The organism is Mesorhizobium sp. RIZ17 (assembly GCF_051127865.1).
GTDB classification, from domain to species: Bacteria; Pseudomonadota; Alphaproteobacteria; order Rhizobiales; family Rhizobiaceae; genus Mesorhizobium; species Mesorhizobium humile.
Map to the genome: position 1 here is coordinate 1,305,890 of NZ_CP147861.1, position 25,483 is coordinate 1,331,372.

The 25,483-nt window shown below is 64.4% G+C and carries 26 protein-coding genes and 1 pseudogene; 16 read left to right on the forward strand and 11 right to left on the reverse strand.

Features of this window, described 5'->3' with window-relative positions; genetic code table 11:
* Positions 1-83: 83 nt before the first annotated feature.
* From WDX12_RS06465 to WDX12_RS06475, 3 genes are all read right to left on the reverse strand, one after another.
* Positions 84-944 carry a transglycosylase SLT domain-containing protein gene (locus WDX12_RS06465; RefSeq protein WP_434724305.1) on the reverse strand — a complete coding sequence of 287 codons (861 nt, stop codon included), beginning with the start codon at positions 942-944 and terminating at the stop codon, positions 84-86.
* Positions 945-948: 4 nt separating this feature from the next.
* A complete protein-coding gene (ispG, locus tag WDX12_RS06470; protein WP_434724306.1) occupies positions 949-2,199 on the reverse strand; it encodes a flavodoxin-dependent (E)-4-hydroxy-3-methylbut-2-enyl-diphosphate synthase in 1,251 nt (416 codons plus the stop codon).
* A gap of 244 nt (positions 2,200-2,443) precedes the next feature.
* Positions 2,444-2,623, reverse strand: a complete 180-nt coding sequence (locus WDX12_RS06475; protein ID WP_027166662.1) for a YdcH family protein — start codon at positions 2,621-2,623, stop codon at positions 2,444-2,446.
* Positions 2,624-2,864: 241 nt separating this feature from the next.
* Here WDX12_RS06475 and WDX12_RS06480 point away from each other — a divergent pair, with 241 nt between their 5' ends.
* Complete coding sequence (locus tag WDX12_RS06480; protein ID WP_320230990.1) at positions 2,865-3,068, forward strand: YdcH family protein; 204 nt, start codon at positions 2,865-2,867, stop codon at positions 3,066-3,068.
* Positions 3,069-3,184: 116 nt separating this feature from the next.
* On the opposite strand, the gene WDX12_RS06485 is transcribed toward WDX12_RS06480, so the two are convergent.
* Entirely contained in the window at positions 3,185-3,985 is an 801-nt protein-coding gene (locus WDX12_RS06485; protein WP_434724307.1) for an IclR family transcriptional regulator, read from the reverse strand.
* A 124-nt stretch (positions 3,986-4,109) separates the two neighbouring features.
* Between WDX12_RS06485 and WDX12_RS06490 the strand changes: the two genes are divergently transcribed.
* The 8 genes from WDX12_RS06490 (at position 4,110) to WDX12_RS06525 (ending at position 10,657) form a co-directional block, all read left to right on the forward strand.
* Positions 4,110-4,982: a transporter substrate-binding domain-containing protein gene (locus WDX12_RS06490; RefSeq protein ID WP_430699264.1), complete on the forward strand. Its 873-nt coding sequence runs from the start codon at positions 4,110-4,112 to the stop codon at positions 4,980-4,982.
* Between the two features lie 172 nt (positions 4,983-5,154).
* Positions 5,155-5,820: an amino acid ABC transporter permease gene (locus WDX12_RS06495; protein ID WP_434724308.1), complete on the forward strand. Its 666-nt coding sequence runs from the start codon at positions 5,155-5,157 to the stop codon at positions 5,818-5,820.
* A gap of 1 nt (position 5,821) precedes the next feature.
* Positions 5,822-6,472 carry an amino acid ABC transporter permease gene (locus WDX12_RS06500; protein WP_320296499.1) on the forward strand — a complete coding sequence of 217 codons (651 nt, stop codon included), beginning with the start codon at positions 5,822-5,824 and terminating at the stop codon, positions 6,470-6,472.
* Positions 6,473-6,476: 4 nt separating this feature from the next.
* On the forward strand, positions 6,477-7,286 hold the full coding sequence (locus WDX12_RS06505) for an amino acid ABC transporter ATP-binding protein (protein WP_320296498.1): 810 nt from the start codon (positions 6,477-6,479) through the stop codon (positions 7,284-7,286).
* Positions 7,287-7,324: 38 nt separating this feature from the next.
* Positions 7,325-7,786 (forward strand): RidA family protein, encoded by a 462-nt coding sequence (locus WDX12_RS06510; protein ID WP_320296497.1) that lies wholly within the window; start codon positions 7,325-7,327, stop codon positions 7,784-7,786.
* Between the two features lie 19 nt (positions 7,787-7,805).
* Positions 7,806-9,011, forward strand: coding sequence for an aminotransferase class V-fold PLP-dependent enzyme (locus tag WDX12_RS06515; RefSeq protein ID WP_320296496.1), 1,206 nt, complete (start codon positions 7,806-7,808; stop codon positions 9,009-9,011).
* A gap of 75 nt (positions 9,012-9,086) precedes the next feature.
* Positions 9,087-9,584, forward strand: a complete 498-nt coding sequence (gene purE, locus WDX12_RS06520) for a 5-(carboxyamino)imidazole ribonucleotide mutase (RefSeq protein WP_320216736.1) — start codon at positions 9,087-9,089, stop codon at positions 9,582-9,584.
* Positions 9,581-10,657, forward strand: coding sequence for a 5-(carboxyamino)imidazole ribonucleotide synthase (locus WDX12_RS06525; protein ID WP_434724309.1), 1,077 nt, complete (start codon positions 9,581-9,583; stop codon positions 10,655-10,657). Before purE ends, WDX12_RS06525 begins: the two co-directional genes overlap by 4 nt.
* A gap of 128 nt (positions 10,658-10,785) precedes the next feature.
* Here WDX12_RS06525 and WDX12_RS06530 read toward each other — a convergent pair whose 3' ends face one another.
* Positions 10,786-11,211, reverse strand: coding sequence for a lysozyme inhibitor LprI family protein (locus WDX12_RS06530; RefSeq protein ID WP_434724310.1), 426 nt, complete (start codon positions 11,209-11,211; stop codon positions 10,786-10,788).
* 244 nt (positions 11,212-11,455) lie between these two features.
* Here WDX12_RS06530 and ykgO point away from each other — a divergent pair, with 244 nt between their 5' ends.
* The 3 genes and pseudogenes from ykgO (at position 11,456) to WDX12_RS06545 (ending at position 13,617) form a co-directional block, all read left to right on the forward strand.
* Positions 11,456-11,581 carry a type B 50S ribosomal protein L36 gene (gene ykgO / locus WDX12_RS06535; protein ID WP_006203764.1) on the forward strand — a complete coding sequence of 42 codons (126 nt, stop codon included), beginning with the start codon at positions 11,456-11,458 and terminating at the stop codon, positions 11,579-11,581.
* A 144-nt stretch (positions 11,582-11,725) separates the two neighbouring features.
* Positions 11,726-12,346, forward strand: a complete 621-nt coding sequence (locus WDX12_RS06540) for a tetratricopeptide repeat protein (RefSeq protein WP_434724311.1) — start codon at positions 11,726-11,728, stop codon at positions 12,344-12,346.
* A 213-nt stretch (positions 12,347-12,559) separates the two neighbouring features.
* Positions 12,560-13,617: pseudogene (locus WDX12_RS06545) on the forward strand (alpha/beta fold hydrolase).
* A gap of 48 nt (positions 13,618-13,665) precedes the next feature.
* Here the strand turns inward: WDX12_RS06545 and pyk are convergent.
* Together pyk and WDX12_RS06555 are read right to left on the reverse strand one after the other, a co-directional pair.
* Positions 13,666-15,093, reverse strand: a complete 1,428-nt coding sequence (pyk, locus tag WDX12_RS06550; protein ID WP_434724312.1) for a pyruvate kinase — start codon at positions 15,091-15,093, stop codon at positions 13,666-13,668.
* Positions 15,090-15,578, reverse strand: coding sequence for a DUF1036 domain-containing protein (locus WDX12_RS06555; protein WP_430699263.1), 489 nt, complete (start codon positions 15,576-15,578; stop codon positions 15,090-15,092). The genes pyk and WDX12_RS06555 overlap by 4 nt, the downstream gene beginning before the upstream one ends.
* 236 nt (positions 15,579-15,814) lie before the next feature.
* On the opposite strand from WDX12_RS06555, the gene WDX12_RS06560 reads away from it, so the two are divergent.
* From WDX12_RS06560 to WDX12_RS06570, 3 genes are all read left to right on the forward strand, one after another.
* Positions 15,815-16,612 carry an N-formylglutamate amidohydrolase gene (locus WDX12_RS06560; RefSeq protein WP_434724313.1) on the forward strand — a complete coding sequence of 266 codons (798 nt, stop codon included), beginning with the start codon at positions 15,815-15,817 and terminating at the stop codon, positions 16,610-16,612.
* 26 nt (positions 16,613-16,638) lie between these two features.
* Positions 16,639-16,947 carry a DUF1244 domain-containing protein gene (locus WDX12_RS06565; RefSeq protein ID WP_434724314.1) on the forward strand — a complete coding sequence of 103 codons (309 nt, stop codon included), beginning with the start codon at positions 16,639-16,641 and terminating at the stop codon, positions 16,945-16,947.
* A 386-nt stretch (positions 16,948-17,333) separates the two neighbouring features.
* The gene (locus WDX12_RS06570) at positions 17,334-18,527 is read left to right on the forward strand and encodes an MFS transporter (protein WP_434724315.1); all 1,194 of its coding nucleotides are present in this window, start codon (positions 17,334-17,336) and stop codon (positions 18,525-18,527) included.
* 181 nt (positions 18,528-18,708) lie between these two features.
* Here the strand turns inward: WDX12_RS06570 and WDX12_RS06575 are convergent, their stop codons facing one another.
* Positions 18,709-19,602, reverse strand: coding sequence for a LysR family transcriptional regulator (locus WDX12_RS06575; RefSeq protein WP_434724316.1), 894 nt, complete (start codon positions 19,600-19,602; stop codon positions 18,709-18,711).
* 96 nt (positions 19,603-19,698) lie between these two features.
* Here WDX12_RS06575 and WDX12_RS06580 point away from each other — a divergent pair, with 96 nt between their 5' ends.
* Positions 19,699-20,655: an SDR family oxidoreductase gene (locus tag WDX12_RS06580; RefSeq protein ID WP_434724317.1), complete on the forward strand. Its 957-nt coding sequence runs from the start codon at positions 19,699-19,701 to the stop codon at positions 20,653-20,655.
* Here WDX12_RS06580 and WDX12_RS06585 read toward each other — a convergent pair whose 3' ends face one another.
* From WDX12_RS06585 to WDX12_RS06595, 3 genes are all read right to left on the reverse strand, one after another.
* Positions 20,656-20,814 carry a DUF3309 family protein gene (locus WDX12_RS06585; RefSeq protein ID WP_320296484.1) on the reverse strand — a complete coding sequence of 53 codons (159 nt, stop codon included), beginning with the start codon at positions 20,812-20,814 and terminating at the stop codon, positions 20,656-20,658.
* A gap of 199 nt (positions 20,815-21,013) precedes the next feature.
* Positions 21,014-24,184, reverse strand: a complete 3,171-nt coding sequence (locus WDX12_RS06590; RefSeq protein ID WP_434724318.1) for an efflux RND transporter permease subunit — start codon at positions 24,182-24,184, stop codon at positions 21,014-21,016.
* 74 nt (positions 24,185-24,258) lie between these two features.
* Positions 24,259-25,446 carry an efflux RND transporter periplasmic adaptor subunit gene (locus WDX12_RS06595; protein ID WP_434724319.1) on the reverse strand — a complete coding sequence of 396 codons (1,188 nt, stop codon included), beginning with the start codon at positions 25,444-25,446 and terminating at the stop codon, positions 24,259-24,261.
* Positions 25,447-25,483: the final 37 nt, after the last annotated feature.

The window sequence follows — 25,483 nt, forward strand, 5'->3', positions numbered from 1 at the left end:
CAGGGGAAGCTCGAGCCCCTGCAAGGAATGCATGTCGCTACAAGCTGAATGTCTGCTGGATGTGGCGCGCGCACGCCCCGGCATCAACGGTTGCGCAACACCACGCAGGCGCCGCCGACGCTTTGCAGCTTGTTGCAGATGCCGTCGGCCTCGCCGCGCGAGTTGGCGCCGATCCTGACCGCGTAGATGCCGCGCCGGCCGATCGGCGTGCGCACCCGGCTCACCACCGGGTCATGGCTGGCGAGCAAGGCCGGGAACCGGCCCCTGACCTTCAGCCATTGGCCGATCGCCGCGGAGCGGCGGAAATTGCCCGCCACCTGCACGCCCCACGGCTTGACGTTGATCGAGGCCATGGCGACGGTTCGCGACATGATCACCGGCAACCGGCGGCAGGCAACCGCGAAGCTCATCTTGGGATCGAGCGGCTGGACGGTCCCGGCATAGGACTTGTCCGAGAACTTGTCGACGGGCTCGCCCATGACGTCGAAGACATAGCTTTCCGTCTCCATCGGCAGGAAGCCGCCCGAACTCAGCCAGCGCGACACGCGGTTCTCGCCGGCATTGTAGGCCGCGGCGGCAAGCCCGAGATTGCCGTAGCCGGCCTTCATCTCGGCGAGATATTTCGCCGAAGCCGGAATGGCCTGCTCGATGTCAAAGGGATCGGCAAGACCGCGCATCTTGGCGGTGCCCGGCATGAATTGCGCGATGCCTTCGGCGCCGACCGGGCTGACCGCGTTCGGATCGAAGCGGCTTTCCTTCCAGATCAGCCGGGCGAAGAAATCCCTGGGCAGTCCGCTCTCCAGGGCCTGGGTCTCGATCAGATCGCAGACACGGTTGATCAGCCGTTTGCCGGCGGACCGCGACTGCGGCGGGTCCGCCAGCGCTTGAGCGGCAAGGATCAGCACGCAGATCAGGATCAGCGTCGCGCGCGGCAAAAGCGGCATCGGCCTACTCGGCCGCTGCCTTGCCGTGTCCGTAGCGCTGCTCGATATAGTCGCCGACCATCTTCTCGAAATCCTGCGCGATCGACGGACCGCGCAGCGTCGCCGCCTTCTTGCCGTCGATGAAGACGGGCGCCGTCGGCGTCTCGCCGGTGCCGGGCAAGGATATGCCGATATCGGCATGCTTGGATTCGCCCGGACCGTTGACGATGCAGCCCATCACCGCGACCTTGAGGTTCTCGACGCCCGGATATTTCTCGCGCCACACCGGCATGTTCTTGCGGATATCGGCCTGGATGCTCTGGGCGAGTTCCTGGAATACGGTTGACGTCGTTCGCCCGCAGCCGGGGCAGGCCGCGACGATCGGCACGAACTGCCGGAAGCCCATGGTCTGCAGCAATTCCTGCGACACCTGCACCTCCCGGGTGCGGTCGCCATTCGGCTCCGGCGTCAGCGAGATTCGGATCGTGTCGCCTATGCCCTGCTGCAACAGGATGCCCATCGCCGCGGAAGAGGCGACGATGCCCTTGGTGCCCATGCCGGCTTCGGTGAGACCCAGATGAAGCGCATGGTCGGAGCGGGTGGCGAGTTCGGTGTAGACGGCGATCAGGTCCTGCACGCCGCTGACCTTGGCCGACAGGATGATCTTGTCGCGACCAAGCCCGATCTCTTCCGCCATCTCGGCCGACAGGATCGCAGACTGCACGATCGCCTCGCGCGTCACTTCCTGCGCGGTAAGCGGAAAGCCCTTCGCCTGGTTGTCGTCCATCAGCCGGGTCAAAAGCTCCTGGTCGAGCGAGCCCCAGTTGACGCCGATGCGAACCGGCTTGTCATATCTGATCGCCATCTCGACGATCGCCGCGAACTGCCGGTCCTTCTTGTCCTTGAAGCCGACATTGCCGGGATTGATGCGGTATTTGGCCAGCGCCTCGGCGCAGGCCGGATGATCGGCCAGAAGCTTGTGGCCGATATAGTGGAAGTCGCCGACCAGCGGCACCTCGATACCGAGCCTCAGCAGCCGCTCATGGATGCGCGGAACCGCCGCCGCGCTCTCGTCGCGGTCGACCGTGATGCGCACGATTTCCGAGCCGGCGCGATGCAGCGCCGCGACCTGGGCGACGGTCTGGTCGACGTCGGCGGTGTCGGTGTTGGTCATCGACTGCACGACGACCGGCGCGCCGCCGCCGACGATCACGCCGCCGACCGATACGCCGACCGACGTGCGCCGCGGGAAGGGAGAGGAAAAATATCCGGTCATGCCGGCCGCCTTCATCTGGGAGTTCCGGGCATGAGGTGGCGGAGCAAAGATGGCTTGTCAATGGCAAGCGGCGGGCAAGGCCGGCAAATCGGCGACCGCCGTGCGAAAAACGCCGAGTCTGCCGACCGCAAGATCTGCGACCGAACTTTCCATCGATTTCAGTTAAAAAGCACCGCGCCGGTGGCATTTCTTGCCACCGGCAGTCTCACCGCGGCGGGTTGCGGTGATGGTGCCTGGAAGAGCTTCAGTGTGTCGTTGGGCTACCCTTCAGCTTTTCAATCTCGTCCTTGATTGCCAGCTTGCGTCGCTTGAGATTCACGATTTCGAGGTCGTCGACCGAAGGATGGTTCATCGCATCGGTGAGCTCGCGCTCGATGTCACCGTGTTTCCGCTGCAACTCATCAAGATGGGATGCAAGAGACATGATTGGTTCTCCCTTTCATGGTTTCCTCGATTGCAGCCGTCGCGGTCGCCTCCACCGCAGGTTGCGACTGTGACGGCACGATGACAGTTTGCCACCAAGCGATCTCGATGTCGAATGCCACGTGGTAGCATTCCACGGCAAAGTGAAATGTGATATGAGCCGCGCGCCGGCCACAACAGACAACCCAACCGGTCCCGCCCAAACAGCCCGATTGGGCGATGCATACGCTAAACGGTAGATAATGTCCGAACAGGAACAGGCTGAAATACGCCTCGAATATTCCCGGCTCAAACAAGAACACGCCGATTTCGACGCCGCCATCAACGCGATGATCGCCACGGGCTGCGACCCGCTTCAGATCCAGCGCATGAAAAAGAAGAAGCTGCTGCTGAAAGACCGGCTGTCGGCGCTGGAAGACCGCATCATTCCCGACATCATCGCCTAGAGCAAAGCTCACTCGCTAGAGCAATTCCAGGAAAAGTGTGAGCGGTTTTCCGTTCGGAATTGCATAAAAACAAAGGGATAGAGCGGTTTGCCGTCTCAGTAAAACGGTGAAACGCTCTAAGAGATCGAAAGCCTGGCCGCGCGCTCGCGCAGCACGGCAACGAGTTCGTCGGTCCGCTCCCCGGATGTGTCGATCGGCACCACCAGGCACATCGTCGCCTCGACCGTGCCAGGGGCCGAGAACACCGGCGCCGCAAGGCATTTGGTGTAGGCATCGACCAGGCCTGACGTAACGCAATAGCCGGTGACGCGAGCCCGCGCGATGTCGTCGATGAAATCGTCGAGCAGGAGCTTGCGGCCGTCGGGCAGCACGAGATCGTCTTCAGAGACCATCGCTTCGATCCGGCCTCGGTCGAGGCCGGCAAGCAGCAGTCGGCCGGAGGCTGTCCAGGGCAGCGGGATCTGCAGGCCGGTGGCCGAGCTGATGCGGAACGGCCTTGTGCCCGGGCTCGAATGGATGATCGTGTAACGGCCGCTCTGCAGCATGCAGAGTTCCGACGTCTCGCCGGTCTCGCGCGACAGCGCGTCGACCTCCTGACGGCCGCGCCTGAGCAGATCATTGCCCCGCATATAGGCCATTCCATAGAGATAGAGCTTCTTGCCGAAATAGACGCGGTTGCCGTCGCCGGCCATTTCCAGCAGCCCGGCTTCGACCAGTTCGCGCACCAGCGTGTAGGTCGTCGAGCGCGGGGCATTCAGCCCCTTGGCCAGCTCGCCGATGCCGATCGCGCGCTGGTTGGCATGCAGGAATTCCAGCATGTTCAAGACTCTGTTGAGGCCCTTCTCGCGCGAGCCCGCCGGCCGCTCTTCGTCCGCGCCTTCGCCCGGCGACCCGGTCAACGTTTCACTATCTTGCATTGCTCATTCCTGGTGTTAGTATCTGTCCTGTACAGGATACACACGTCTCTTGTAAGAGACAAATGCTTTGTCGATTGCCGGCGCGTGTATTCACAAGGGGAACACAACACGAAAGGAGGTCGCCGTGAACGACACATCCGGAAGACGTGATTTTCTGAAATTGGGTATGGCGGGGCTGGCCACCGCCGGCGCGCTCACCGCAGTCAGCGCCGAGAAGGCGGCGGCGCAGGCTGCGTCCGACAGCGTGCTGCGCACCGCGCTCGATCGCGGCAAGCTGATCGTCGGCACCGGCAGCACCAATGCGCCGTGGCACTTCGAGAACGATGCCGGAGAGCTGGTCGGCATGGACATCACCATGGGCCGCATCCTCGCCAAGGGCCTCTTCGACGACCCGACCAAGGTCGAGTTCGTCACCCAGGATCCGGCGCAGCGCATCCCGAACGTGACGACCAACAAGGTCGACATCACCATCCAGTTCATGACCATGACGGCGCAGCGCTCGCAGCTGATCCATTTCTCGCGGCCTTACTATGTCGAAGGCGTCGCGCTGCTCACGCTGCCTGGCTCCGAGAACAAGACCTTCGACAAGCTCCTGGCGAACGGCGCCGCCACCCGCATCTCGATCCTGCAGAATGTCGACGCCGAGAGCTCGGTGCACTTCGCCCTGCCGCAGGCGCAGGTGCTGCAGATCGACACCCAGGCCAACGTATTGCAGGCGCTGGAATCGAAACGCGCCGACGCCGCTGCGGTCGATCTGTCGACGGTGCGCTGGCTCGCCTCGCGCAATCCGGACAAATATTTCGACGCCGGCAAGAGCTGGTACTCGATGCTGTACGGCGCTGCCGTCCGACAGGGCGATCTCGACTGGCTGACCTTCGTCAACCAGACCTTCACCATTGCGATGTTCGGCCACGAGACGGCGCTCTACGACGCCGCCTTCAAGGAGTATTTCGGCCAGGAGCCGCCGCCACGCCATCCGGGCTTCCCGGTCATCTGACCAGGCCGGCGGAAGCGCGCGGTAAAGCGCTCTTCCGCCTGTTTCTCCTCGACACCGGCCATGCGGATGACGAATCCTAGAGCAATTTCAGGAAAAGTGTGAAGCGGTTTTCCGTCTGAAATTGCGTCAAACAAAGAGATCGTTCGTCACCGCGAGCCATTGAGATGGACGCATGGGCTATACGCTCAATTTCAACCTGATCTGGCGGCATTTCGACAAGCTGTGGGGCGGCCTGCTGCTCAGCCTCGAGCTTGCCGTCATCTCGATCGCCATCGGCATCGTCATCGGCCTGGTGCTGGCAGTCTGGTATGTCTCGGCCGGGCGCGTCGTGCGCGCCATCATCGCGGCTTACGTCGAGTTCATCCGCAACGTGCCGCTGATCCTGCTGGTCTATCTGGTCTTCTACGGCCTGCCGACCGTCGTCGACCTTGCCTATAGCGCGCAGACCTCGTTTGTCGTCACGCTATCGGTCTATAGCGGCGCCTATCTGGTCGAGGTGTTTCGCTCCGGCCTGGAGGCCGTGCCGCGCGGCCAGCTCGACGCCGGCAAGGCGATCGGTCTTACCCCATGGCAGCGGCTGATCCATGTGCGCCTGCCGACGATGTTGCGCATCACGCTGCCGGCGCTGTCCAACACCTTCATCTCGCTGTTCAAGGACACCTCGATTGCCTCGGTCATCTCGGTGCCCGAGCTCACCTACGGCGCCCAGTGGATCAACTTCAACACATTCCGCATCGTCGAGGTCTACCTGGTGACGACGGCGATGTATCTGGTCACGGGCTACGCTCTTCTCTTTGCGCTCCGCCTCGTCGAGCGTCGGTTCAGGACGGCACGCTGAGATGCTCGGCCAGATCGCCTATGCCCTGCCGTTCCTCGCCGAAGGCTTCGCGCTGACGCTGTGGGTATCCCTCCTCGTCGTGGTGCTGTCGCTGATCGCCGGCGTCATCCTCGGCGTTGGCCTCGTCTATGGCCCCGCGCCGGTGCGCTGGGCGGTGCGCATCTTCAGCGACACCATCCGCGGCATTCCGATCCTGGTGCTGATGTTCTTCGTCTATTACGGCCTGCCGGCGATCGGCGTGCACCTCCAGTCCTTCTGGGCCGCCGTGCTGGCGCTGACGCTGTTCAAGACCGCCCAGGTCGTCGAATATCTGCGCGGCGCCGTCGCTTCCATCCCGAAGGGCCAGTCGGAGGCGGCGATGGCGATCGGCCTTACCTTCCGCCAGCGCCTTGCCTACGTCATCTTCCCGCAGGCCTTCCGACGCTTCCTGCCGCCCTGGATCAACGGCGTCACCGACGCGGTGAAGGGCAGCGCCCTGGTGTCGCTTCTCGGCATCACCGATCTGATGCAGGCGATCAACCAGGTCATCGGCCGCACCTATGAGGCGATGCCGCTCTATATCCTCGGCGCCCTGATCTATTTCGCCGTCAACTACGCGCTTTCATACGCCAGCCGGCGGCTGGAACGGCGCTTCGCTTTCATCCGGGACTAACGCGATGGCCAAAAGTTCGAACGACAGCCCAGCACTTCTGGATATTGCCGAGGTCTCGAAATCCTTCGGCTCGGTCGAGGTGCTGCGCTCGGTCAGCCTGCAAGTTGCGAAGGGCGAGGTGGTCACCGTCATCGGCCCGTCCGGCAGCGGCAAGACCACGCTGCTGCGCTGCGTCAACTTCCTTGAGAGCTATGACAGTGGCTCGATCCGCATCGACGGCAAGGAAGTCGGTTTTCGCCCCGGCCCTGCTCGCGACTCCGGCACGCGCCAGCGGCGCAGCGAGCGCGACCTGGCCGCGATGCGCGCCGAAACCGGCATGGTGTTCCAGAGCTTCAATCTTTTCCCGCATCTGACGGCGGCCGGCAACATCATGCTCGGCCTCACCAAGGTGCGCGGCAAGAGCAGCACGGAGGCGCGCTCGATCGCCGAGCATTGGCTGGGCCGCGTCGGCCTCGCCCACAAGGCCGACAGCCTGCCGGCCGAATTGTCCGGCGGCCAGCAGCAGCGCGTCGGCATTGCCCGCGCGGTCGCCATGGAACCGAAGATCCTGCTGCTGGACGAGATCACCTCGGCGCTCGACCCGGAGCTCGTCGGCGAGGTGCTGGCGGTGGTGCGCAGCCTCGCCGAGGACGGCATGACCATGGTGATGGTGACGCACGAGATGGCCTTCGCCCGCGATGCGTCGAGCCGCATCGTCTTCATGGCCGATGGCGGCGTTTCGGCCGTTGGACCGCCGAAGGAAGTCCTTGCCGCGGAGACCACCAATGAGCGCCTCCGCACATTTCTGGCGCGCTTCCGCGCCTCGCATTTCTGAAAGCGGATGGCCTTAAGCCATCCAAGGAGTACCCTTCCATGTCGCCTTACATACGGCTCGCCGAACTCGGCCTGACACTGCCGGAGCCGCCGATGCCGATCGCCAATTTCGTTACCCATGCCGAAAGCGGCCGGCTGATCTTTCTTTCAGGACAGGGCCCGCTTCGCGCCGACGGCACGCTCTGCACCGGCAAGGTCGGCGACGACGTCACCGTCGAGCAGGCCTATGAGCATGCCCGCCTCACCGGCCTCAATCTGCTCGCCGTCATGCATGCGGCGGCAGGCGATCTCGGCCGCATCGTGCGCGTGGTGAAACTGCTCGGCTTCGTCAACGCGACCCCGACCTTCAGCGAACACCCCAAAGTGGTCAATGGCTGCTCCGACCTCTTCGCCGACGTCTTCGACAACATCGGCGGCCATGCCCGCTCGGCGATCGGCGTCGGCTCACTGCCACGCAACATCACTGTCGAAATCGAAGCGGTCGTCGAGATCGCGGCCTGATTTAACGGAGTCCATTCACATGAAAACCTATTCTGACGCCGGCTCCAACACCACGATCCGCGAGCGCCTCGGCTTGAGACCGATCATCAACGTCTCCGGCACAATGACGACGCTGGGCGCTTCGATCATCGTTCCCGAGGCGATCAGCGCCATGGCCGAGATCGCTTCGCAATGGGTGGAGATGGACGATCTGCAGCGCGCCGCGAGCGCGGTCGTCGCACGCCTCACCGGCGGCGAGGCCGGTTTCATCACCGCTTGCTGCGCCTCGGGCATCACCATGGCGATCGCCGGCGCGATGACCGGCACCAACCTGCTGGCGATCGAGCGGCTGCCGGACGACACCGAAGGGCTGAAGTCGGAAGTTGTCATCCAGCTCGGCCATATCGTCAACTATGGTGCGCCGATCGACCAGTCGATCCGTGTCGCCGGCGCCAAGGTCATTCCGTCGGGAACCGTCAGCGTCACCCAGGACTATCACGTGCGCGAGGCGATCAACGAGCGCACGGCGGCAGCCCTCTATGTCGTCGCGCATCACACGGTGCAATACGGCATGCTTTCGCTGGAGGAATTTTGCGAGATCTGCCACGCCAAGGGCGTGCCGGTGATCGTCGACGCGGCTTCGGAATACGATCTGCGCAGCTTCCTGGCGCGCGGCGCCGACATCGTCGTCTATAGCGGCCACAAATTCCTTTCAGGCCCGACCAGCGGCATCGTCACCGGCCGGAAAGACCTGGTGCGCGCAGCCTATCTGCAGAACCGCGGCGTGGCGCGCGCCATGAAGGTCGGCAAGGAAAGCATTGCCGGCACCATGGCCGCGCTCGACGCCTGGGAGAAACGCGACCACGCCGGCATCCGCCGGCGCGAGGAGGCGGCGCTCAATCTCTGGAAGGATGCCCTGCAAGGCATTCCCGGCGTCGGTGCTGAGATCATTCCCGACCCGACCAGCAATCCGCTCGACCGCCTGCAGGTCTACGTGCGGCCGGAAAGCCGCTTCACCGCCGCCGGCCTCGCATCGGCACTGGCCGCCGGCTCGCCGCCGGTCATTGTGCGCAACCACGAGGTCGAGCGCGGCCATTTCTTCCTCGACCCCTGCAACCTGCATCCGGGCGAGGCCGAAATCGTCGCCGAGCAGCTGCGGGCCGTGCTGACGGCCAAGGAGCGTCCCGCCGATGCGATGAAGATCGCCCGCAAGGATTCGGCGGGCTCGCTGCGCTGGCCGGACTAGGTTCGCGGCGTCGACAATCCTTGCGGCTGCCAGCGAATTCCGCTAAGGCGCGCCTTTGCCGCCGGGAGCGAACCCTTGACCGATCAGCGTGCCGACGTCGCCATCATCATGGGCAGCCAGTCCGACTGGGCGACGATGCGCCAGGCGGCGGAAACGCTTGAAGCGCTGGGCATCCCGCACAAGAGGCTGATCGTCTCCGCGCACCGCACGCCCGACCGCCTCTATGAGTTCGCCAAGGGCGCCAAGGCCGCAGGCTTCAAGGTCATCATCGCCGGCGCCGGCGGCGCGGCGCATCTGCCCGGCATGACGGCGGCGATGACGCCGCTACCCGTGTTCGGCGTTCCGGTCGAGTCCAAGGCGCTGTCGGGCCAGGACTCGCTTCTCTCCATCGTGCAGATGCCGGCCGGCATCCCGGTCGGCACTTTGGCCATCGGCAAGGCGGGTGCAGCCAACGCCGCCCTTCTCGCCGCCGCCGTGCTGGCGCTGAACGACGACAAGCTCGCCGCTCGGCTCGACGCCTGGCGTTCGGCCCAAACCGCCAAGGTCGCCACCGAGCCGACGGACGCGCCGTGAGCCTGGCTCCCGGTTCGACCATCGGCATCATCGGCGGCGGCCAGCTCGGCCGCATGCTGGCGATGGCCGCAGCGCGTCTCGGCTACCGTATCGTCGTGTTGGAACCGCAGGCCGACTGCCCGGCCGCACAGGTCGCCAACCGCCAGATCGTCGCCGCCTATGACGATCCGGCAGCGCTCGCCGACCTGGCCGCCGCCAGCGCCGTCGTCACCTATGAATTCGAGAATGTCCCGGTCGCCGCCGCCGAAACGCTCGCGGCAAAGGTTCCGGTCTATCCGCCGGCACGCGCGCTCGAAGTGGCGCAGGATCGCGTCACCGAGAAGAGCTTCCTCAACAGCATCGGCATTCCCACGGCGGCATTCCGCCCGATCGACAATGATGATCAGCTGACCGAGGCCCTCAAGGTGTTCAATGGCAGCGGCGTGCTGAAAACCCGCCGCATGGGTTATGACGGCAAGGGCCAGCGCGTCTTCCGCAACATGGAAACGGCCGGCTTTGCCGGCGTCTGTGATGCGATGGGCAATGTGCCGCTCATCCTGGAATCGCTCGTCGCTTTCGAGCGCGAGATTTCGGTGATCGCCGCGCGCGGCCTCGACGCGACCGTTGCCGCCTTCGATCCGGCCGAAAACGTCCACAGCGAAGGCATATTGCGCAGCTCGACCTTGCCGGCCGCCATCCGCCCGGAAACGGTGGCCGCCGCCAAGGACGCGGCCGCGAAAATCCTGTCCGCGCTCGACTATGTCGGCGTCATCGGCGTCGAGTTCTTCGTGCTTGCCGACGGTTCGCTTCTGGCCAACGAGCTGGCGCCGCGCGTGCACAATTCCGGCCACTGGACGGAAGCCGCCTGCGTCATCTCGCAGTTCGAGCAGCATATCCGTGCCGTCGCCGGCCTGCCGCTGGGCTCGCCCGCCCGGCATTTTGACTGCGTGATGGAAAACCTGATCGGCGACGACATGCTGAAGGTGCCGGCGCTGCTTAACGAGCCCGATCTGATGCTGCATCTCTACGGCAAGGCCGAGTCGCGCCCCGGCCGCAAGATGGGCCATTTCACGCGCCTCATCAGGCCGAAATAACGCCCTGGAGCAATTCCACGGAAAGTGTAAGCGGCTGGGCTCGGCGCCTTCGCCATAGCCTTCCGTCCGGAATTGCGTGAAAACAAGAAGATAGGCGTCTCGCCGTTTCCGTGAAACGGAGAACCGCCCTATTGCATATCCTGGTCGTCGCCGCCCGCGTCCGAGCCGGCGCAGCCTGGATCGCTCAGCTTGCAGTTGGCGCCGGAGGTGAGCTGTTTTATGCGATCGTTGGTGAGCGTCGTCAGGCACTCCGAAACCTCCATCGGATGGATGGAGCCGCCCTCGCTGCCCGCGGTCGTATAGGCGCATTCGGCGTCGCGGAAAGCGATCCAGGCACGCTGCGCCGTCTGCAAGAGCTTGTTCGAGGCCTGGTCGTTGCTGCCGACGATGTTCTTGTACGCGGCATTGAGCTTGGCATCGGCGGCCTGATAGTCGGCGTCGGCGCAGATGTTCAGCATCGACTGGCTATCGTCATTGCGGTCGCAATCCTCGGCAAAGGCGGCTGGGGCGGTCGCAAGCAAGACCAGACAGACGGGCAGAAGCAGGCGGCGCATGTGGTATCTCCGGTCGTTTCGCCGAGATTGCACCATTCCAGCCGACTCTGAGTCGCGCAATGCCGCGCCGCCGGGATGGCGAATATTTGATATGCCGGCCCACTTGTGGCATTCGGACATCGTCACGTGGTTGACACGGACAACACTCCTCGTTTATGAGCCACCGCAAGTTCAAAGGCGCGCTTTTTCCGGGCGCGCCTTTAAAATTCGGCCCGGGACGGGCCCTGACCGAACAGGCAAGACCATGAAGATCAAGAATTCGCTCAAGGCGCTCAAGGCGCGTCACCGCGACAACCAGCTGGTTCGCCGCAAGGGACGCATCTACATCATCAACAAGACCGCTCCGCGCTACAAGGCGCGCCAGGGCTGAGCCTTGCGCGCGGCTTGATGCACGTCGCCCGAAAGGGAGCGACATGCGAAGAGACCATGCCGCGCTGATGTCGAGTGCCGGTTCGCCGGCCCTCTCACGCTAAAATCATTTGGACGATCCGCCGCCCGGGATTAGATTCCGGCGATGCGGATTCGTTTTGCATTTCTCGCCGCCCTTTTGCTGTCCGGCGCAGCTTTGCCTGCGGGAGCAGAAGAGGTGCAAGGCGCGCTGCCTCCAGATGCCGCGCCGCCCGCCGCGACACCGCCGCCGGTCGCTCCGACCAAACAGGGCCGCCTCGACCAGCTCTTCGCCGAGTTGAAGCGCGAGCGCAACGAAAAGGCCGCCGAGCGCATCGCCGGCCGCATCTGGAACGAGTGGAACCAGTCCGGCAGCGCCTCGGTCGACCTGATGATGCAGTGGGCGCAAAAGGCGACGCAAGACCAGAAGTTCGACGTCGCGCTCGACTTCCTCGACCAGGTGGTGACCTTGCAGCCCGATTATGCCGAAGGCTGGAACCGGCGCGCCACCGTCCATTTCATGATGAAGAATTACGGGAAGTCGATGGCCGACATCGACCGCACCCTGCAGCTCGAGCCGCGCCATTTCGGCGCGCTTTCGGGCCTCGCCCAGATCATGGCCGAGACCGGCCACAAGCAGTCGGCGCTGGAAGCCTGGCAAAAGGTGCTGACGATCTATCCCATGATGCGCAGCGCCCAGGACCAGGTTTCGACGCTTTCGGAGGAGCTGGCCGGCGAGGGGATTTAGGCAGTAGGAATTAGGCAATAGGCAATAGGGCTCTGAACGCCCACTACTGCCTACTGCCTACTGCCTACTGCCTACTGCCTACTGCCTACTGCCTACTGCCTACTGCCTACTGCCTACTGCCTACTGCCTACTGCCTACTGCCTACTGCCTACTGCCTACTGCCTACTGCCTACTGCCCAAAACCAAACTCCCTTCACGCCCGTATCTCCCCGCATGAACCTCTTCTGCGCCGCCTTCCTCTTCCTCGTCGCGCTCTTCTTTGCCCTGGCCGGTGTCACCCGTGCCGGCATCTGGTCGATCGAGCGCCGCAACCCGCCTGCCGGCGCGTTCGCCGAGATCGATGGCGCGCGTATCCACTACGTCCATATCCCGGCGCCGGCCGGCGCCGACCTGCCGCCGGTCGTCTTCATCCATGGCGCCAGCGCCAATCTCAAGGACCAGATGCTGCCGCTGGAGCCGCTGCTCGAGGGCCGCGCCGAAATGCTGTTCCTCGATCGTCCGGGCTTTGGTCGGAGCGCGGCGACAATGAAACGCTTGCAACGCAGGCCGACACCATTGCCGCGCTGATGGACCGGCTGGGAATCGAGAAGGCAGTCATCGTCGCCCATTCCTTCGGCGGCGCGATCACCACGGCCTTCGCCCGCCAGCATCCTGACAAGACGCTGGGACTGGTCTTTCTCTCGCCCGCCACGCATCCATGGCCGGGCGGCGCGACCGCCTGGTATTACAAGCTGACGGCCGTTCCCGTGGTCGGCTGGCTGTTTTCCGAAACGCTCGCCTATCCGGCCGGGTTGGCGCAGATCGGCGGCGCGACGTCTTGCGTCTTTTCGCCGAACGACGTGCCCGATCGCTATGTCGACAAGGCCTCGATCCCGCTGGTGCTGCGGCCCTCCGCCTTCCGCGCCAACGCCCGCGATGTCGCCCAGCTCTACGACTACGTCCGCGCCGCAGCGCCTGCTTATCGCGAGATCAAGGCGCCGACCGTCGTCATCTCGGGCGATCGCGACAAGGTGGTCTATGCCACGATCCATTCCATCGGCCTGGAGCGCGACATTCCCGGCGCCGAACTGGTCTGGGTCCACAATCTCGGCCACAAACCGGACTGGATCGCACCCGACCTCGTGGTCGGTGCGATCGGGAAGGTCGCGGGCAAGGATGTCGATCTGCAAGCGATGGCCAAGACGGTGGAGAACCGCCTCGCCGGTGACACGCAAGGCGCCGACAAATGTCCTGAGCTCCAAGTGCCCGACGCCGAGTTGGCGCCGGGCTAGTGCGTTTTTCCATTTCATGGAAACGGTGAAACGCTCTAACGCCGCAGGTCAGTGCGCGTCCGACCCCACATAGGCAATCCGCAGCATATTGGTCGAGCCCGGCGTCCTGAGCGGCACGCCGGCGGTGATGATCACCCGGTCCCCAGGCTTGCCAAAACCTTCTTCCAGCGCAATCCGGCAGGCCCGGTCGACCATGTCGTCGAGGTCGGTCGCATCCGGCGAGACGACGCAATGCGTGCCCCATAGCAGCGACAGGCGGCGCGCGGTGTTGAGGATCGGCGACAGCGCCACGATCGGCACCTGCGGGCGCTCGCGCGCGGCGCGCAAGCCGGTGGTGCCGGACGCGGTGTAGGAGATGATCGCCGCCAGTTTCAGCGTCTCGGCGATCTCGCGCGCGGCCAGCGAAATGGCGTCGGCGCCGGTGGCCTCGGGTTCGGAACGCTGCGCGTTGATGATGCCGGCATAGGTCGGGTCGGTTTCGACCTTGGTGGCGATGCGGTTCATCATGGCGACCGCCTCGACCGGATAGGCGCCGGCCGCGGATTCGGCCGAAAGCATGATCGCATCGGCGCCTTCGAAGACGGCGATCGACACGTCGGAGACCTCGGCGCGGGTCGGCACGGGCGCGGTGATCATCGATTCCAGCATCTGCGTCGCGATCACCACCGGCTTGCCGGCGCGCCGCGCCGCGCGCGTGATCTGCTTCTGGATGCCGGGCACGGCTTCGATCGGCATCTCGACGCCGAGATCGCCGCGGGCGACCATCAGCGCGTCGGAGAGCTCGATGATTTCGGGGAGCCGGGCGACCGCCTGCGGCTTCTCGATCTTGGCCATGATCAGCGCGCGGCCGCGCGCGATCTTGCGGGCCTCCGCCAGGTCCTCCGGCCGCTGCACGAAGGACAGCGCCACCCAGTCGACGCCGGTAGCAAGCACCGCGTCGAGATCGGCGCGGTCCTTCTCGGTCAGCGCGCCGACCGGTAGGTCGGTGTCGGGCAGGCTGACGCCCTTCTTGTCGGAGATGATCGAGCCGGCGACGACGGTGCAGGTGATCGACTTGCCGTCGGCCTTCACCGCCTTCAATTCCAGCTTGCCATCGTCGATCAAAAGTCTGTGACCGGCCTCGACCGAGCTCAGGATTTCCGGATGCGGCAGGAAGACACGGCTGGAATTGCCGGGCTCCGGATTGTTGTCGAGAGTGAACGTCTGCCCCGGAGTCAGCGCTTCCTTGACGTTGGCGAACTTGCCGACCCTGAGCTTCGGACCCTGCAGGTCGGCGAGGATGCCGATGGGACGGCCGACGGCTTCCTCGACCGCACGGATGCGGCCGACCAGCGTGCGCATCAGCTCGTGGTCGGTATGGCTCATATTGATGCGGAAGACATCGGCGCCCGCTTCGAAAAGCTTTCTCAGCATTTCCTCGGAGGAGGAAGCCGGACCGATGGTGGCGAGGATCTTGACCTTGCGGTTACGTCTCATTGACTGTTTGTTCCCGGAGCGGGGGCGCTTGGTGCGCCTCCCGTTGCGGGCTCGTCGGTCAGCTGGACCATCCAGCTGGCCTGCTCGCCCGTGTCATATTCCTGAAATCCGGCGCGCTGAAAGCCCCGGGCGACGCAATCATTGACGCCGGCGATCTTGAACTCTTTTTCGGCGACGCACATGTTGATCGGGCCGTCCCAGCGCCCGCCGCGTTCGGCGTCTTCTGCATAAAGATAATAAAATCTTGATGACAGCGGACCCTCTATCAGCGTCTTGCAGGTCGATCCTTCGATGTGCCACCAGCCCTCGGTGATCCAGCCGGCCTTGGCGCGATAGCCGATGCCGACGCCCACCAGATTTTGCGTTGCGTTGCAGACGCGGAAGTCGGCCCGGGCCGGCGAGGTCGCGGCTATCGCGAAAAATCCCGCGCCGACGATCAGCAACGGCACGGCCAGGCGCTTGCGCAACCGGCCGGCAAAATCCATCGCAGATCCCCTTGCGAACCACATTTGCATCTCTCGAAGCCCCTTTTCAGCAAACTCCGGTCGCATGTCAACGCGCCGTTTTGTTCAATTCCAATCGATTTAGAAGGGCCGGCCGCGCAAATTCTCCCCACGGCGGGGATTTTTTGCGGAAACCTTGGCCAAACAACGGCATTGCGCCGGCGTCCTCTTCGTGGAATGACGATACCACATCGCAGCCGCCATCCCCTTTTCAGCCGATGACCCGATCCACAGTTTTCACGCCGTTCGACATTGTCGAGGGTGACCGCAAGAAAGGCGTCGTGCTTCTGGCCGATCACGCCCGCCGCGGCCTGCCCGAGGAGTATGGCAGTCTCGGTTTGCCGGCGTCCGAATTCGATCGTCACATCGCCTATGACATCGGCGTCGAGACGGTGACGCGTGAGCTCGCCGTCCTGCTAGACGTGCCGGCGGTGCTTGCCGGCTTCTCGCGGCTGCTGATCGACCCCAACCGGGGCGAGGACGACCCCACCATGATCCGCCAGCTCTATGACGGCACCGTGGTGCCGGGAAATTATCCGATTGCCCCGGAAGAGCGCGAGCGGCGGCTCGACCGTTTCTACCGGCCCTATCACGACGCCGTCGGCGCGATGATCGCCTCCGTGGCGCACGCCTCGGGCAAGGCGCCGTTCATCTTCTCCGTGCATTCCTTCACGCCGGTGATGCAGGGTTTTGTCCGCCCCTGGCATGTCGGCGTGCTGTGGGACCGCGACGACCGCGTGGCGCGGCCGCTGATCGACATGCTCGCCGAGGACAAGACACTCGTCGTCGGCGACAACGAGCCCTATGACGGCGCGCTGCGCGGCGACACCATGTTCCGCCACGCCATCGTCAACGGCTACGCCCATGCGCTGATCGAGATTCGCCAGGACCTGATCGCCGACCGCGCCGGCGCCCTCGCCTGGGCCGATCGCCTGGCGCCGATCGTTGACGCCATCGACCGGCGTCCCGATATACATGACGTGAAAATGTTCGGCTCGCGCACCGGACCCGTGTGACGAGCCGACAGTCCTGGAGTTCCTCGATGACCGAACTCACTGACGACCAGAAACGCGACTTTGAGGCGGCGGCCTTCCGTCGGCTGGTGGCGCATCTGCGCGAACGCGGCGATGTCCAGAACATCGACCTGATGAACCTCGCCGGCTTCTGCCGCAACTGCCTGTCCAACTGGTATCGCGAAGCCGCCGACGCCAAGGGTGTCGCGCTGTCGAAGGACGAGTCGCGTGAGATCATCTACGGCATGCCCTATGCCGAATGGCAGGCGCTCAACCAGACCGAGGCGTCGGAAGCCAAGAAGGCCGAGTTCGAGGCGAGGCGCCCGCAGGACCATTAATGATGCCGATCGCCTTCGCGGCTTCGTCATTCTAGGGCGAAGCAAGGAGCGAAGCGACGCGCGCAGACCCTAGAATCCATTCCGTGAGGTCTGCCGAAAAGCACGGCGGTTCAGAACATGATCGTAACGGCGCGACCCCGGGGAACGTTCTGCATCGTAGCGAAGCTCCCAGGTCACGGCATGGATCCTCGGGTCTGCGCGCGTCGCTTCGCTCCTTGCTCCGCCCGTGGATGACGATCGGAGGGGCGTTTCGGCCAATCTCCACGGCAGCAGCTTGCCACGAACGTACTCCCTTGGTCCAAGCACTTCCCAAACGCGGTTCTTGACTACAAATTGAATCGATCTAATTTGCCGCGCGAATCCCTTGGCATGGCGGATTTCAGACCATGAGCGTGCAAACCACGATGCAGGCCGCGACGCGCGGCCGATGGGCCGTCGCCGGTATTTTCCTGGCCAATGGTTTCTTGACCGGCAGCTGGGCGCCGCAGATCCCGGTATTCCTTACCCGGCTCGACATCACCAGATTCACGCTCGGCCTGCTGATCCTGCTGTTCGGCGTCGGCGCCGTCATTGCCATGACCTGGTGCGGCCATTTGATCTCCCGGCATGGCTCGCGCACCGTGACGCGTTGGTTCGGCATCTGCGGCAGCTTCGGCCTGCTGATCGTGGCGCTCGCGCCCAACGTTCCCCTGGCGGCCATTGCCATGCTCATCTTCGGCGGCTCGATCGGCGGCATGGATGTCGCCATGAACTCGAATGCCGTCGTGGTGGAAAGAAGGCTTTCCCGAGCGATCATGTCGTCCTCACACGGCTTCTGGAGCCTTGGCGGCTTCGCCGGCGGCGCGCTCGGCGGCTATTCGATCCAGACCTACGGCAATCTTCCCCACGCCGTCGCGGTCACGGTCGTCGCCTTTGCCGTGATCGCCTTTGCTATTCGCTATCTTGTCGCCGAGGACCGGCCGCAGGCCGTCGAGCACCAGAAATTCACGCTGCCGCGGCACACCGCCGTCTACCTGGTCGGGCTGATGGCGCTGCTCACCATGATCTCGGAGGGCGCGGTGCTCGACTGGGCGGCGCTCTTCCTGCACCAGGAGCTGGGCGCCGATCTCGCGGTCGCCGGACTCGCCTATGCCGCCTTCTCCGGCGTCATGGCGCTGATGCGTTTCCTGGGCGACGGCGTGCGCAACCGCTTCGGCGCGGTGGCGACCTTGCGCGGCTCGGCGCTGGTCGCCGCGGCCGGCATGCTTGTCGCCGGCCTCTCGCCCTCGCCTTACTTGGCCATCGCCGCTTTCGCCTTCTGCGGCTTCGGTATCGCCAACATGGTGCCGATCCTTTTTTCAGCCGGCGGCAACCAGGAAGGCATGTCGTCCGGCACCGGCATGAGCGTCGTCACCACCATGGGCTATTCCGGCATATTGGTGGCGCCGTCGGCGATCGGCTTCGTCGCCGAGCATTCGAGCTTCGGCCCGATCTTCGTTGCGCTGTCCGGGCTGCTGGTCATCGTGCTTTTGATGGCAGGCCTCGCTCACCGGGCCGAATTCGCTCCCGAGCCGGATGGATTTCAGGTCGGATCGACCTGAAATCATCCGGCTCTAATGCATGTCGCCCAGAAGTGCGCAGCGGTTCTGGGACAACGACATGCATCAAAACAAAGGCTTAAAGCGTGTCGCCTGAATCCGTTTCAGCGTGACGCGCTTTAGGATCAGGGAAATAGAGCATGATGCCGTCCGAAAACCGCTTCACACTTTTCAGCATCATGCTCTAGCCGGTGCCGGCGGAGTAGCGCTTCAGTTCCTCATGCAGGAAATCCGCCACACGGCGGATGCGCATGCTGGTGCGCACGTCGCGATGCATGGCGAGCCACACAGGCAGAACCGGCAGCGGCACATCGGGCAACAGCTTCTCCAGGTCAGGGTCGCGGTCGGCCAGCGGCTCCTGGCCGATGCCGATGCCGTTGCCGGTCCGCACCGCTTCCCACAGCACGATCTGGTTGTCGGTCCTGAAGCGGAAATGGCTGCGGCCGACCGGGATGCCGAACGAGGTGAAGCCGCGAATGATCTCGTCGCTGCGGTCGAAACCGACCAAGGCGTGCTCGGCGAGGTCGGCGGGTGTCTCCGGGCGGCCGCGCCGGTCGAGATAGGCGCTTGCCGCGCATAGGCAGAGCGGGATGTCGGTGACTTTGCGCGCCACCAGCTCGTTCTGCGCCGGCCTGACCATGCGGATGGCGATATCGGCATCGCGGCGCAAAAGGTTCTCGACCTGGTTCGAGGCGACGATCTCGACCTCGATGCCCGGTTCCTCCTCGCCGAGACGCGCCATCATGTCCGGCAGCACAAAGGCGGCGACCACCTCCGAGGCAGCGATGCGCACCGTGCCCTCGATCGCCTCGACGGAGCCCAGCGCCAGCAGCGAGAACGCATTGGCCTGCTCGCTGACCGTTCGGCCGCGCTCGTAAAGCGTGCTGCCCGCCTCGGTCAGCTCATAGCCGCGCCGCCCGCGCCGGAACAGCGTCACGCCAAGCGCCTGCTCCAGCTCGGCGATGTGACGGCCGAGCGTCGGTTGGCTGGCCGCAAGCCTGCGCGCCGCGGCCGAAAGGCTGCCGGCATCGGCGACCGCCACGAAACTCTTGATCAGGTTCCAGTCGAATTCTTTCATTCATTTTTGAATAACAGAACGCCGAAACAGGTCAATTTCAATTCGCTCGTGAACGCCTCACATTAACCGGGCAAACGCAAGCAACGGAGAGAACAAATGACCAAGATCGCAATCCTCGGCGCCAATGGCCGGCTCGGCCGCGTGGTCGGCAAGGCTTTCATCGACGCCGGCTTCGATGTCCGCGCCGTGACCCGCACCGGCAAGGTGCCGGCGGAGCTCAAGGGCGCCACGGCAGTCGCCGGCGACGCGCTCGATCGCGACTCCCTGATCCGCGCCACCGAAGGCGTCGACATCATCTTCAACGGCCTGAACCCTATCTACACCGACTGGGGCAAGTGCATGCCGATGGCCGAGAACGTCATGGTTGCCTGCCGGGCGAACGACACGCTGCATCTCTTCCCGGGCACCGTCTACAATTACGGCTCGCCGATGCCGCAGGTCATCACCGAGGACACGCCGTTCCATCCGACCACCGGGAAAGGCCGCATCCGCTGCGCAATGGAGGCGCTGTTCCGCGGCGAGGCCGAAGCCGGCCGGGTGCGCACCATTATCCTGCGTGCGGGCGATTTCTTCGGTGGCACCGGCAGCGGTTCCTGGTTCGACCTCGTCGTCGCCGCAAAAATGAACAAAGGCGTCTACACCGCGCCTGGCCCGGCCGACCTGACGCATGAATGGGCCTACCTGCCGGACTTCGCCGTCGGCTTCGTCGGCCTGGCGAAGAACCTCGACAAGCTCGGCTTCTACGAAGCCATCAACTTCCCCGGCCACGCCATCACCGATTTCGACATGAAGGCCGCGGCCGAGAAGGCGCTAGGCCGCAAGCTGAAGCTCTCCTTCATGCCCTGGTGGGTGCTGCGCGCCGGCAGCCCGTTCGTGGCCATGTGGCGCGAGATCGTCACCATGTCCTATCTGCGCTTCGAAGCGCACCGGCTCACCTCGACGCGGCTGCAGGAGGTCATCGGCGAAATCCCGCACACCCCGCTCGACCAGGCGGTGAAGGAAGCGCTGCAGGATATCGGTATCGCCGTGGAACCCGTTCGCCGGGCCGCCTGATCAGACCCTGCCCATCAACAAAAGGATCAGCAGCACGATCAGGATGACGCCGACGATGCCAGACGGCCCGTAGCCCCAGGAACGCGAATGCGGCCAGGCCGGCACGGCGCCGATCAGGATCAGAACCAGGATTATTACGAGAAGTGTCGTGATGGTCATGAGAAACCCTCGCTGTCCAAAGCAATTCCAGGAAAAGTGTGAGCGGTTTTCCGTCCGGAATTGCGTAAAAACAAAGAGATAGGGCGGTTCGCCGTTTCCGTGAAACGGTGAAACGCACTAATCGAACTTCGAGGGGACAATGCAAAAAGCCGCCCGGTTGTTCCCGGGCGGCTTTTATCCTTAGGATTGTGGGACCGCGCTATTCCGCAGCTTTCGGGAATGCCTCTACCGGCCCGGCGCTCGTCTCGGCAATCGGTTCGCCGGTCGCAGCCTTGCGCTTGTCGCGCCCGAACAAGCGCCGGAAGAAGGCGTAGAACCGGCTGTTCTTGCTGCGCGTGAAGATCATCAGCATCGACGGCGTCACCACCAGCGTCAGCAGGGTGGCGAAGGATAGGCCGAAGACGATGGCCGAGGACAGCGAAATCCACCATTGCGTCGACGGCGCCTTGATCGTCGTCTCGTGGTGGAAGATTTCGAGACCGAGACCGAAGGCGATCGGCAGCACGCCGAGGATCGCCGAGACGGCGGTCAGCACCACCGGCCGGGCGCGCTCGCGGCAGGTTTGCAGCACGGCGTCCATCTTGTCCCAGCCCTCCTCGCGCAGCCGGTCATAGGTGTCGATCAGCACGATGTTGTTGTTCACCACCACGCCGGCGAGCGCGATGACGCCGATGCCCGACATGACGATGCCGAACGCCTCCCCGGTCAAGAGCAGGCCCAGGAACACGCCGATCGTCGCCATGACCACGCAGGACAGCACCATCAGCACGCTGGTGAACTTGTTGAACTGCATGAGCAGCACCAGGAAGATCAGGAAGATGGCGGCACCGAATGCCTTGCCGAGGAAGGCGCTCGCTTCCGCGCTGTCCTCGTTGGAACCAGCCAGCTTCCAACGGATGCCGCTGCCGAGACCCATGTCGGCGACAGCCTTGGTGACTTCCTGTTGCACCGCGGCGACCTGCGCGCCGGAGCTGACATTGGCTTGCACGACCACGGTGCGCGCGCCATCGATGCGGTTGAGGATGCCAACGCTGGGTTTTGCCTTGCGGACGACGAAGTTCGAGATCGGCACCGAGCCCTGCGGGGTCTGCACGCGAAGCTCGTCGAGTGTCGACAGGGTGCGCCGGTCTTCCGGCAGGCGCAGCCTTATGTCGACCGCCTTGTCCGCTCCGGCGGGCCGGTACTCCGAAAGCTTCAGGCCGTTGGTCACCAACTGCACCACCGTGCCTACCGATGTCGGGCTGATGCCGTATTGCGCGGCCTTGGCGCGGTCGACCTCGATCGCCCAGTCGACACCGGGCGGCGGCAGCCCGTCCGAGATGTCGATGACGTTGGGAATCTTGGCGATGCGTGCCGCCACGGCCCGCGCCTTGTCGTCGAGGCCGGCCGGATCGACGGCCGACAGCCGGATCTGGATCGGCTTGCCGGTCGGCGGCCCTGCTTCCGGCACGCGCACCTCGACATCGACGCCGGGAATGCCGGCCATGGCGCCGCGCAGGTCGCTGAGGATCTGATTGGCGGACTTGCGCTGGCGCCAGTCGACGAATTCGTACTGGATATTGCCGACCACGTCTTCCGGAACGTCCTGGCCGCCGCCTTGCGACTTGCCGACGCGCGTATAGACCGACTTGACGCCCGGCCAGCCGAGCAGCCGGTTTTCGGCCGTCTTGGTGGCGGCGTCCATTTCGGCCAGCGAAAGATTTCCGCGCGCATGCACATAGAGCAGGCCGTAATCCGGCTCGACGCTGGGGAAGAACTCGACGCCGGCGCCATATTTGGAATAGGCAACGCTCACGCCGACAAGAAGGCCGATGGTGAGCAGCATGACGGTGATCGGGAAGCGCACCGCCTGCTTGACGATCGCCATGTACCAACCGTCGCGGTGATCATCCTCGTGATGCTGCGGCGCCTTGGCGAAGATGGCGCCCAGGGTCGGCGCGAACACCAGCGCATAGAGCATCGAGGCCGACAGCGTCACGATCAGCGTGATCGGCATGTATTTCATGAAGTCGCCGATGATGCCGGGCCAGAACAACAGCGGCGAGAAGGCGGCAATGCGCGTCATCGTCGCCGCGATCACCGGCCCAGCCATGCGCCTTGCGGCCAAAGCGAAGGCGTCGGCCTTCGGCATGCCTTCGCTCATGCGCCGTTCCGCGAATTCGGTGACGATGATGGCGTCGTCGACCAGCATGCCAACCGCCAGGATGAGGCTGAACAGCACGATCATGTTGATCGTGTAGCCCATCATGGCGAGCAAAAGGATGCCGATCAGGAACGACGATGGAATGGCAAGGCCGATCAGCAGCGAGGCGCGGCCGGACAGCGCGTAGAGGATGACGATGAACACCAGGATGACGGCGATCATCACATGGTTCTGCAGGTCGCCGAGCAACTGGTTGACGAAGACGGACTTGTCCTGCGTGTAGGTGACATGCATGCCCTCGGGCATCGTCTTGACGTAATTGTCCGACACCTCCCGGACATGGTTCAGCGTGTCGATCAGATTGGCGCCGATGCGCTTCTTCACCTCGATCGCGATGGCCGGCTTGCCGTCGAGACGGGTGATCGTCTCGGCGTCCTTGAAGGTCGAGCGTATCGTGGCGATGTCCTTGGCCTGCACCACGGCGTTGGGCGTGGCGACCACCGGCAGGTTGGCGACGTCCTCCGGCGTCTCGATCAGCGACGGCACCTTGACGGCGTACTTGCCCTCCGAGCCTTCGAGATTGCCGGCGGCAACCAGGCTGTTCGAAGCGCCGACGCCTTGCATCACCTGGTCGAGCTGCAGCCCGTAGGACGACAGCTTCACCGGATCGATGACGACCTCGACGAGGTCGTCGCGCGACCCCTGCAGCGACCCTTCGAGCACGCCCGGCACTTCCTCGATCCGATCGCGCAGCTCGCGCGCCGCCGCCGTCAGTGTGCGTTCCGGCAAGTCGCCCGACAGCGTCACGACCATGACGGGGAATTCGGAGATGTTGACTTCCGTGACGACCGGCTCCTCGGCCGCCTGCGGCAGGTCGGCCTTGGCGTCCTGCACCTTGCTGCGCGTATCCTGCAGCGCGGTGGCCAGATTGGTCTGCGGCTGGAACTCGACCATCACATAGCCGCCGCCCTGGAAGGCGGCCGAGCGCATCTCCTTGAGCCCTTTCAGGCTCTTGAGCTTGCTTTCCATCGGCCTCAGCAGCAGGCGCTCGGAATCCTCCGGCGAGATGCCCTGGTAGATCAGGCTGACATACATCATCGGAATCGGAACGTCGGGTTCCGCTTCCTTGGGCGTCGACTGATAGGCGATCCAGCCCGCGATGAGCAGGAACATCAGCGCCGATATGGTGAGGCGGGCGTTGTTGATGGCGAGTCTGACGATATCCATGACTTCGGCCTGTTATGCTTCGGAGGCTTCGGACTGCCATCGCCGGATTGGTTCGGCGACCGGCGCGTCGTGCTTTACTGCGTGCCGGCGGCGGCTTCGCCGATCAGCTTGCTGATAGTCGCCTGGTCGGCCTCGACGGGCTTCACCAGGTCGCCTTCCTTCACCAGTTCCTGACCGGCGACGATGATGCGCGCACCTTCAGGAATGCCGCCCAGCACCAGACCGTGCGGCGTGTCGTCGACGAGATCGATCGGGAAGAACGCGACCTTGTCGTCCTTGCCGACGGCGCGGATGCCGAGGTCGCCCTTGTCGCCCAGCGTCACCACCGAGCGCGGCAGCATGACCGCATTGGTCGGCTCGGCGCTGAGCGTGATCTCGGCCGTCATGCCGGCGGGGATGGAGCCGTCCCCATTGGGGATCGCCACCTCGACGCGGAAGGTGCGGGTCTGCGCCGAGGCATCGCGGCTGATGTAGCGCACGGTGCCGGTGACCTTCTGGTCGTTGACCAGGCGTACATCGGCCTCGTCGCCGATCTTGATGTAGCGCAGATCGCGCTCGCTGATCTCGCCGCGCGCGATCACCGGATCGAGCTTCAGGATCGTCGCCACCTCGCCGCCCTGCATCACCGAGCTGCCGAGCTCGACGGGGACGCGGTCGATGACGCCGTCGAAGGGCGCCTTGACCTCGTTGCGGTCGAGTTCGGCCTGCGCGGTATCGAGCTGCGATTGCGCGAGCGTCAGGTTGGAGCGGGCCGTGTCTAGCTGCAGCTTCGGCAGATTGCCGGTCTTGGCCAGACGCTCGGCGGCGTCGAGCTCGGCCTTGCGCTGCACAAGCAACTGCTTGGCGTTGTCGACATTGGAGATCTTCTCCTCGGCCGCGAGCATGAGCACGAGATCGCCGGTCTTGACGTGGTCGCCCTGCTTGACCGGCAGCTTGTCGATGACGCCGGCAACGCGCGTCGCCAGCACGGCGCGCTTGTCGGCCTCCGTGAGACCCGAAATCCGTATCGCCCGCGCGAAGGTCTTGCGCGGCGGCGTTACCACCGCGACGGTACGCAACGGGGCCTTCGGCTCGGCCTGCGCCGCGTCCGGCTTGGCGGCCTGCGGCTGCGCCGGCTTGCCGGCGTCGGCGGGATGTTTGCCGGTGGTAACCGACTTGTCGGCGGCACTGCCGACCGACGAAAACTCGCCGGTCCCCATCCAGGCCGCGAACCCGATGAGCACGACAATGGCTGCAAGCTTGTGAAACCTGATTTTCGGCATCGTCATTTTTCCGTTGCAGGACCTGGCGAGGTCGGCG

What these genes read in the sequence shown, in the direction of transcription:
- WDX12_RS06565 (WP_434724314.1), top strand. Translation starts at nt 16,639, where the DNA reads ATGACCGAACTCACTGACGACCAGAAACGCGACTTTGAGGCGGCGGCC.
- WDX12_RS06530 (WP_434724310.1), bottom strand. Translation starts at nt 11,211, where the DNA reads ATGCGCCGCCTGCTTCTGCCCGTCTGTCTGGTCTTGCTTGCGACCGCC.
- WDX12_RS06590 (WP_434724318.1), bottom strand. Translation starts at nt 24,184, where the DNA reads ATGGATATCGTCAGACTCGCCATCAACAACGCCCGCCTCACCATATCG.
- WDX12_RS06510 (WP_320296497.1), top strand. Translation starts at nt 7,325, where the DNA reads ATGTCGCCTTACATACGGCTCGCCGAACTCGGCCTGACACTGCCGGAG.
- WDX12_RS06475 (WP_027166662.1), bottom strand. Translation starts at nt 2,623, where the DNA reads ATGTCTCTTGCATCCCATCTTGATGAGTTGCAGCGGAAACACGGTGAC.
- WDX12_RS06560 (WP_434724313.1), top strand. Translation starts at nt 15,815, where the DNA reads ATGACCCGATCCACAGTTTTCACGCCGTTCGACATTGTCGAGGGTGAC.
- WDX12_RS06575 (WP_434724316.1), bottom strand. Translation starts at nt 19,602, where the DNA reads ATGAAAGAATTCGACTGGAACCTGATCAAGAGTTTCGTGGCGGTCGCC.
- ykgO (WP_006203764.1), top strand. Translation starts at nt 11,456, where the DNA reads ATGAAGATCAAGAATTCGCTCAAGGCGCTCAAGGCGCGTCACCGCGAC.
- WDX12_RS06495 (WP_434724308.1), top strand. Translation starts at nt 5,155, where the DNA reads ATGGGCTATACGCTCAATTTCAACCTGATCTGGCGGCATTTCGACAAG.
- WDX12_RS06555 (WP_430699263.1), bottom strand. Translation starts at nt 15,578, where the DNA reads ATGGATTTTGCCGGCCGGTTGCGCAAGCGCCTGGCCGTGCCGTTGCTG.
- WDX12_RS06585 (WP_320296484.1), bottom strand. Translation starts at nt 20,814, where the DNA reads ATGACCATCACGACACTTCTCGTAATAATCCTGGTTCTGATCCTGATC.
- ispG (WP_434724306.1), bottom strand. Translation starts at nt 2,199, where the DNA reads ATGACCGGATATTTTTCCTCTCCCTTCCCGCGGCGCACGTCGGTCGGC.
- WDX12_RS06540 (WP_434724311.1), top strand. Translation starts at nt 11,726, where the DNA reads ATGCGGATTCGTTTTGCATTTCTCGCCGCCCTTTTGCTGTCCGGCGCA.
- WDX12_RS06580 (WP_434724317.1), top strand. Translation starts at nt 19,699, where the DNA reads ATGACCAAGATCGCAATCCTCGGCGCCAATGGCCGGCTCGGCCGCGTG.
- WDX12_RS06500 (WP_320296499.1), top strand. Translation starts at nt 5,822, where the DNA reads ATGCTCGGCCAGATCGCCTATGCCCTGCCGTTCCTCGCCGAAGGCTTC.
- WDX12_RS06485 (WP_434724307.1), bottom strand. Translation starts at nt 3,985, where the DNA reads ATGCAAGATAGTGAAACGTTGACCGGGTCGCCGGGCGAAGGCGCGGAC.
- WDX12_RS06505 (WP_320296498.1), top strand. Translation starts at nt 6,477, where the DNA reads ATGGCCAAAAGTTCGAACGACAGCCCAGCACTTCTGGATATTGCCGAG.
- WDX12_RS06515 (WP_320296496.1), top strand. Translation starts at nt 7,806, where the DNA reads ATGAAAACCTATTCTGACGCCGGCTCCAACACCACGATCCGCGAGCGC.
- WDX12_RS06480 (WP_320230990.1), top strand. Translation starts at nt 2,865, where the DNA reads ATGTCCGAACAGGAACAGGCTGAAATACGCCTCGAATATTCCCGGCTC.
- WDX12_RS06465 (WP_434724305.1), bottom strand. Translation starts at nt 944, where the DNA reads ATGCCGCTTTTGCCGCGCGCGACGCTGATCCTGATCTGCGTGCTGATC.
- pyk (WP_434724312.1), bottom strand. Translation starts at nt 15,093, where the DNA reads ATGAGACGTAACCGCAAGGTCAAGATCCTCGCCACCATCGGTCCGGCT.
- WDX12_RS06595 (WP_434724319.1), bottom strand. Translation starts at nt 25,446, where the DNA reads ATGCCGAAAATCAGGTTTCACAAGCTTGCAGCCATTGTCGTGCTCATC.
- WDX12_RS06570 (WP_434724315.1), top strand. Translation starts at nt 17,334, where the DNA reads ATGAGCGTGCAAACCACGATGCAGGCCGCGACGCGCGGCCGATGGGCC.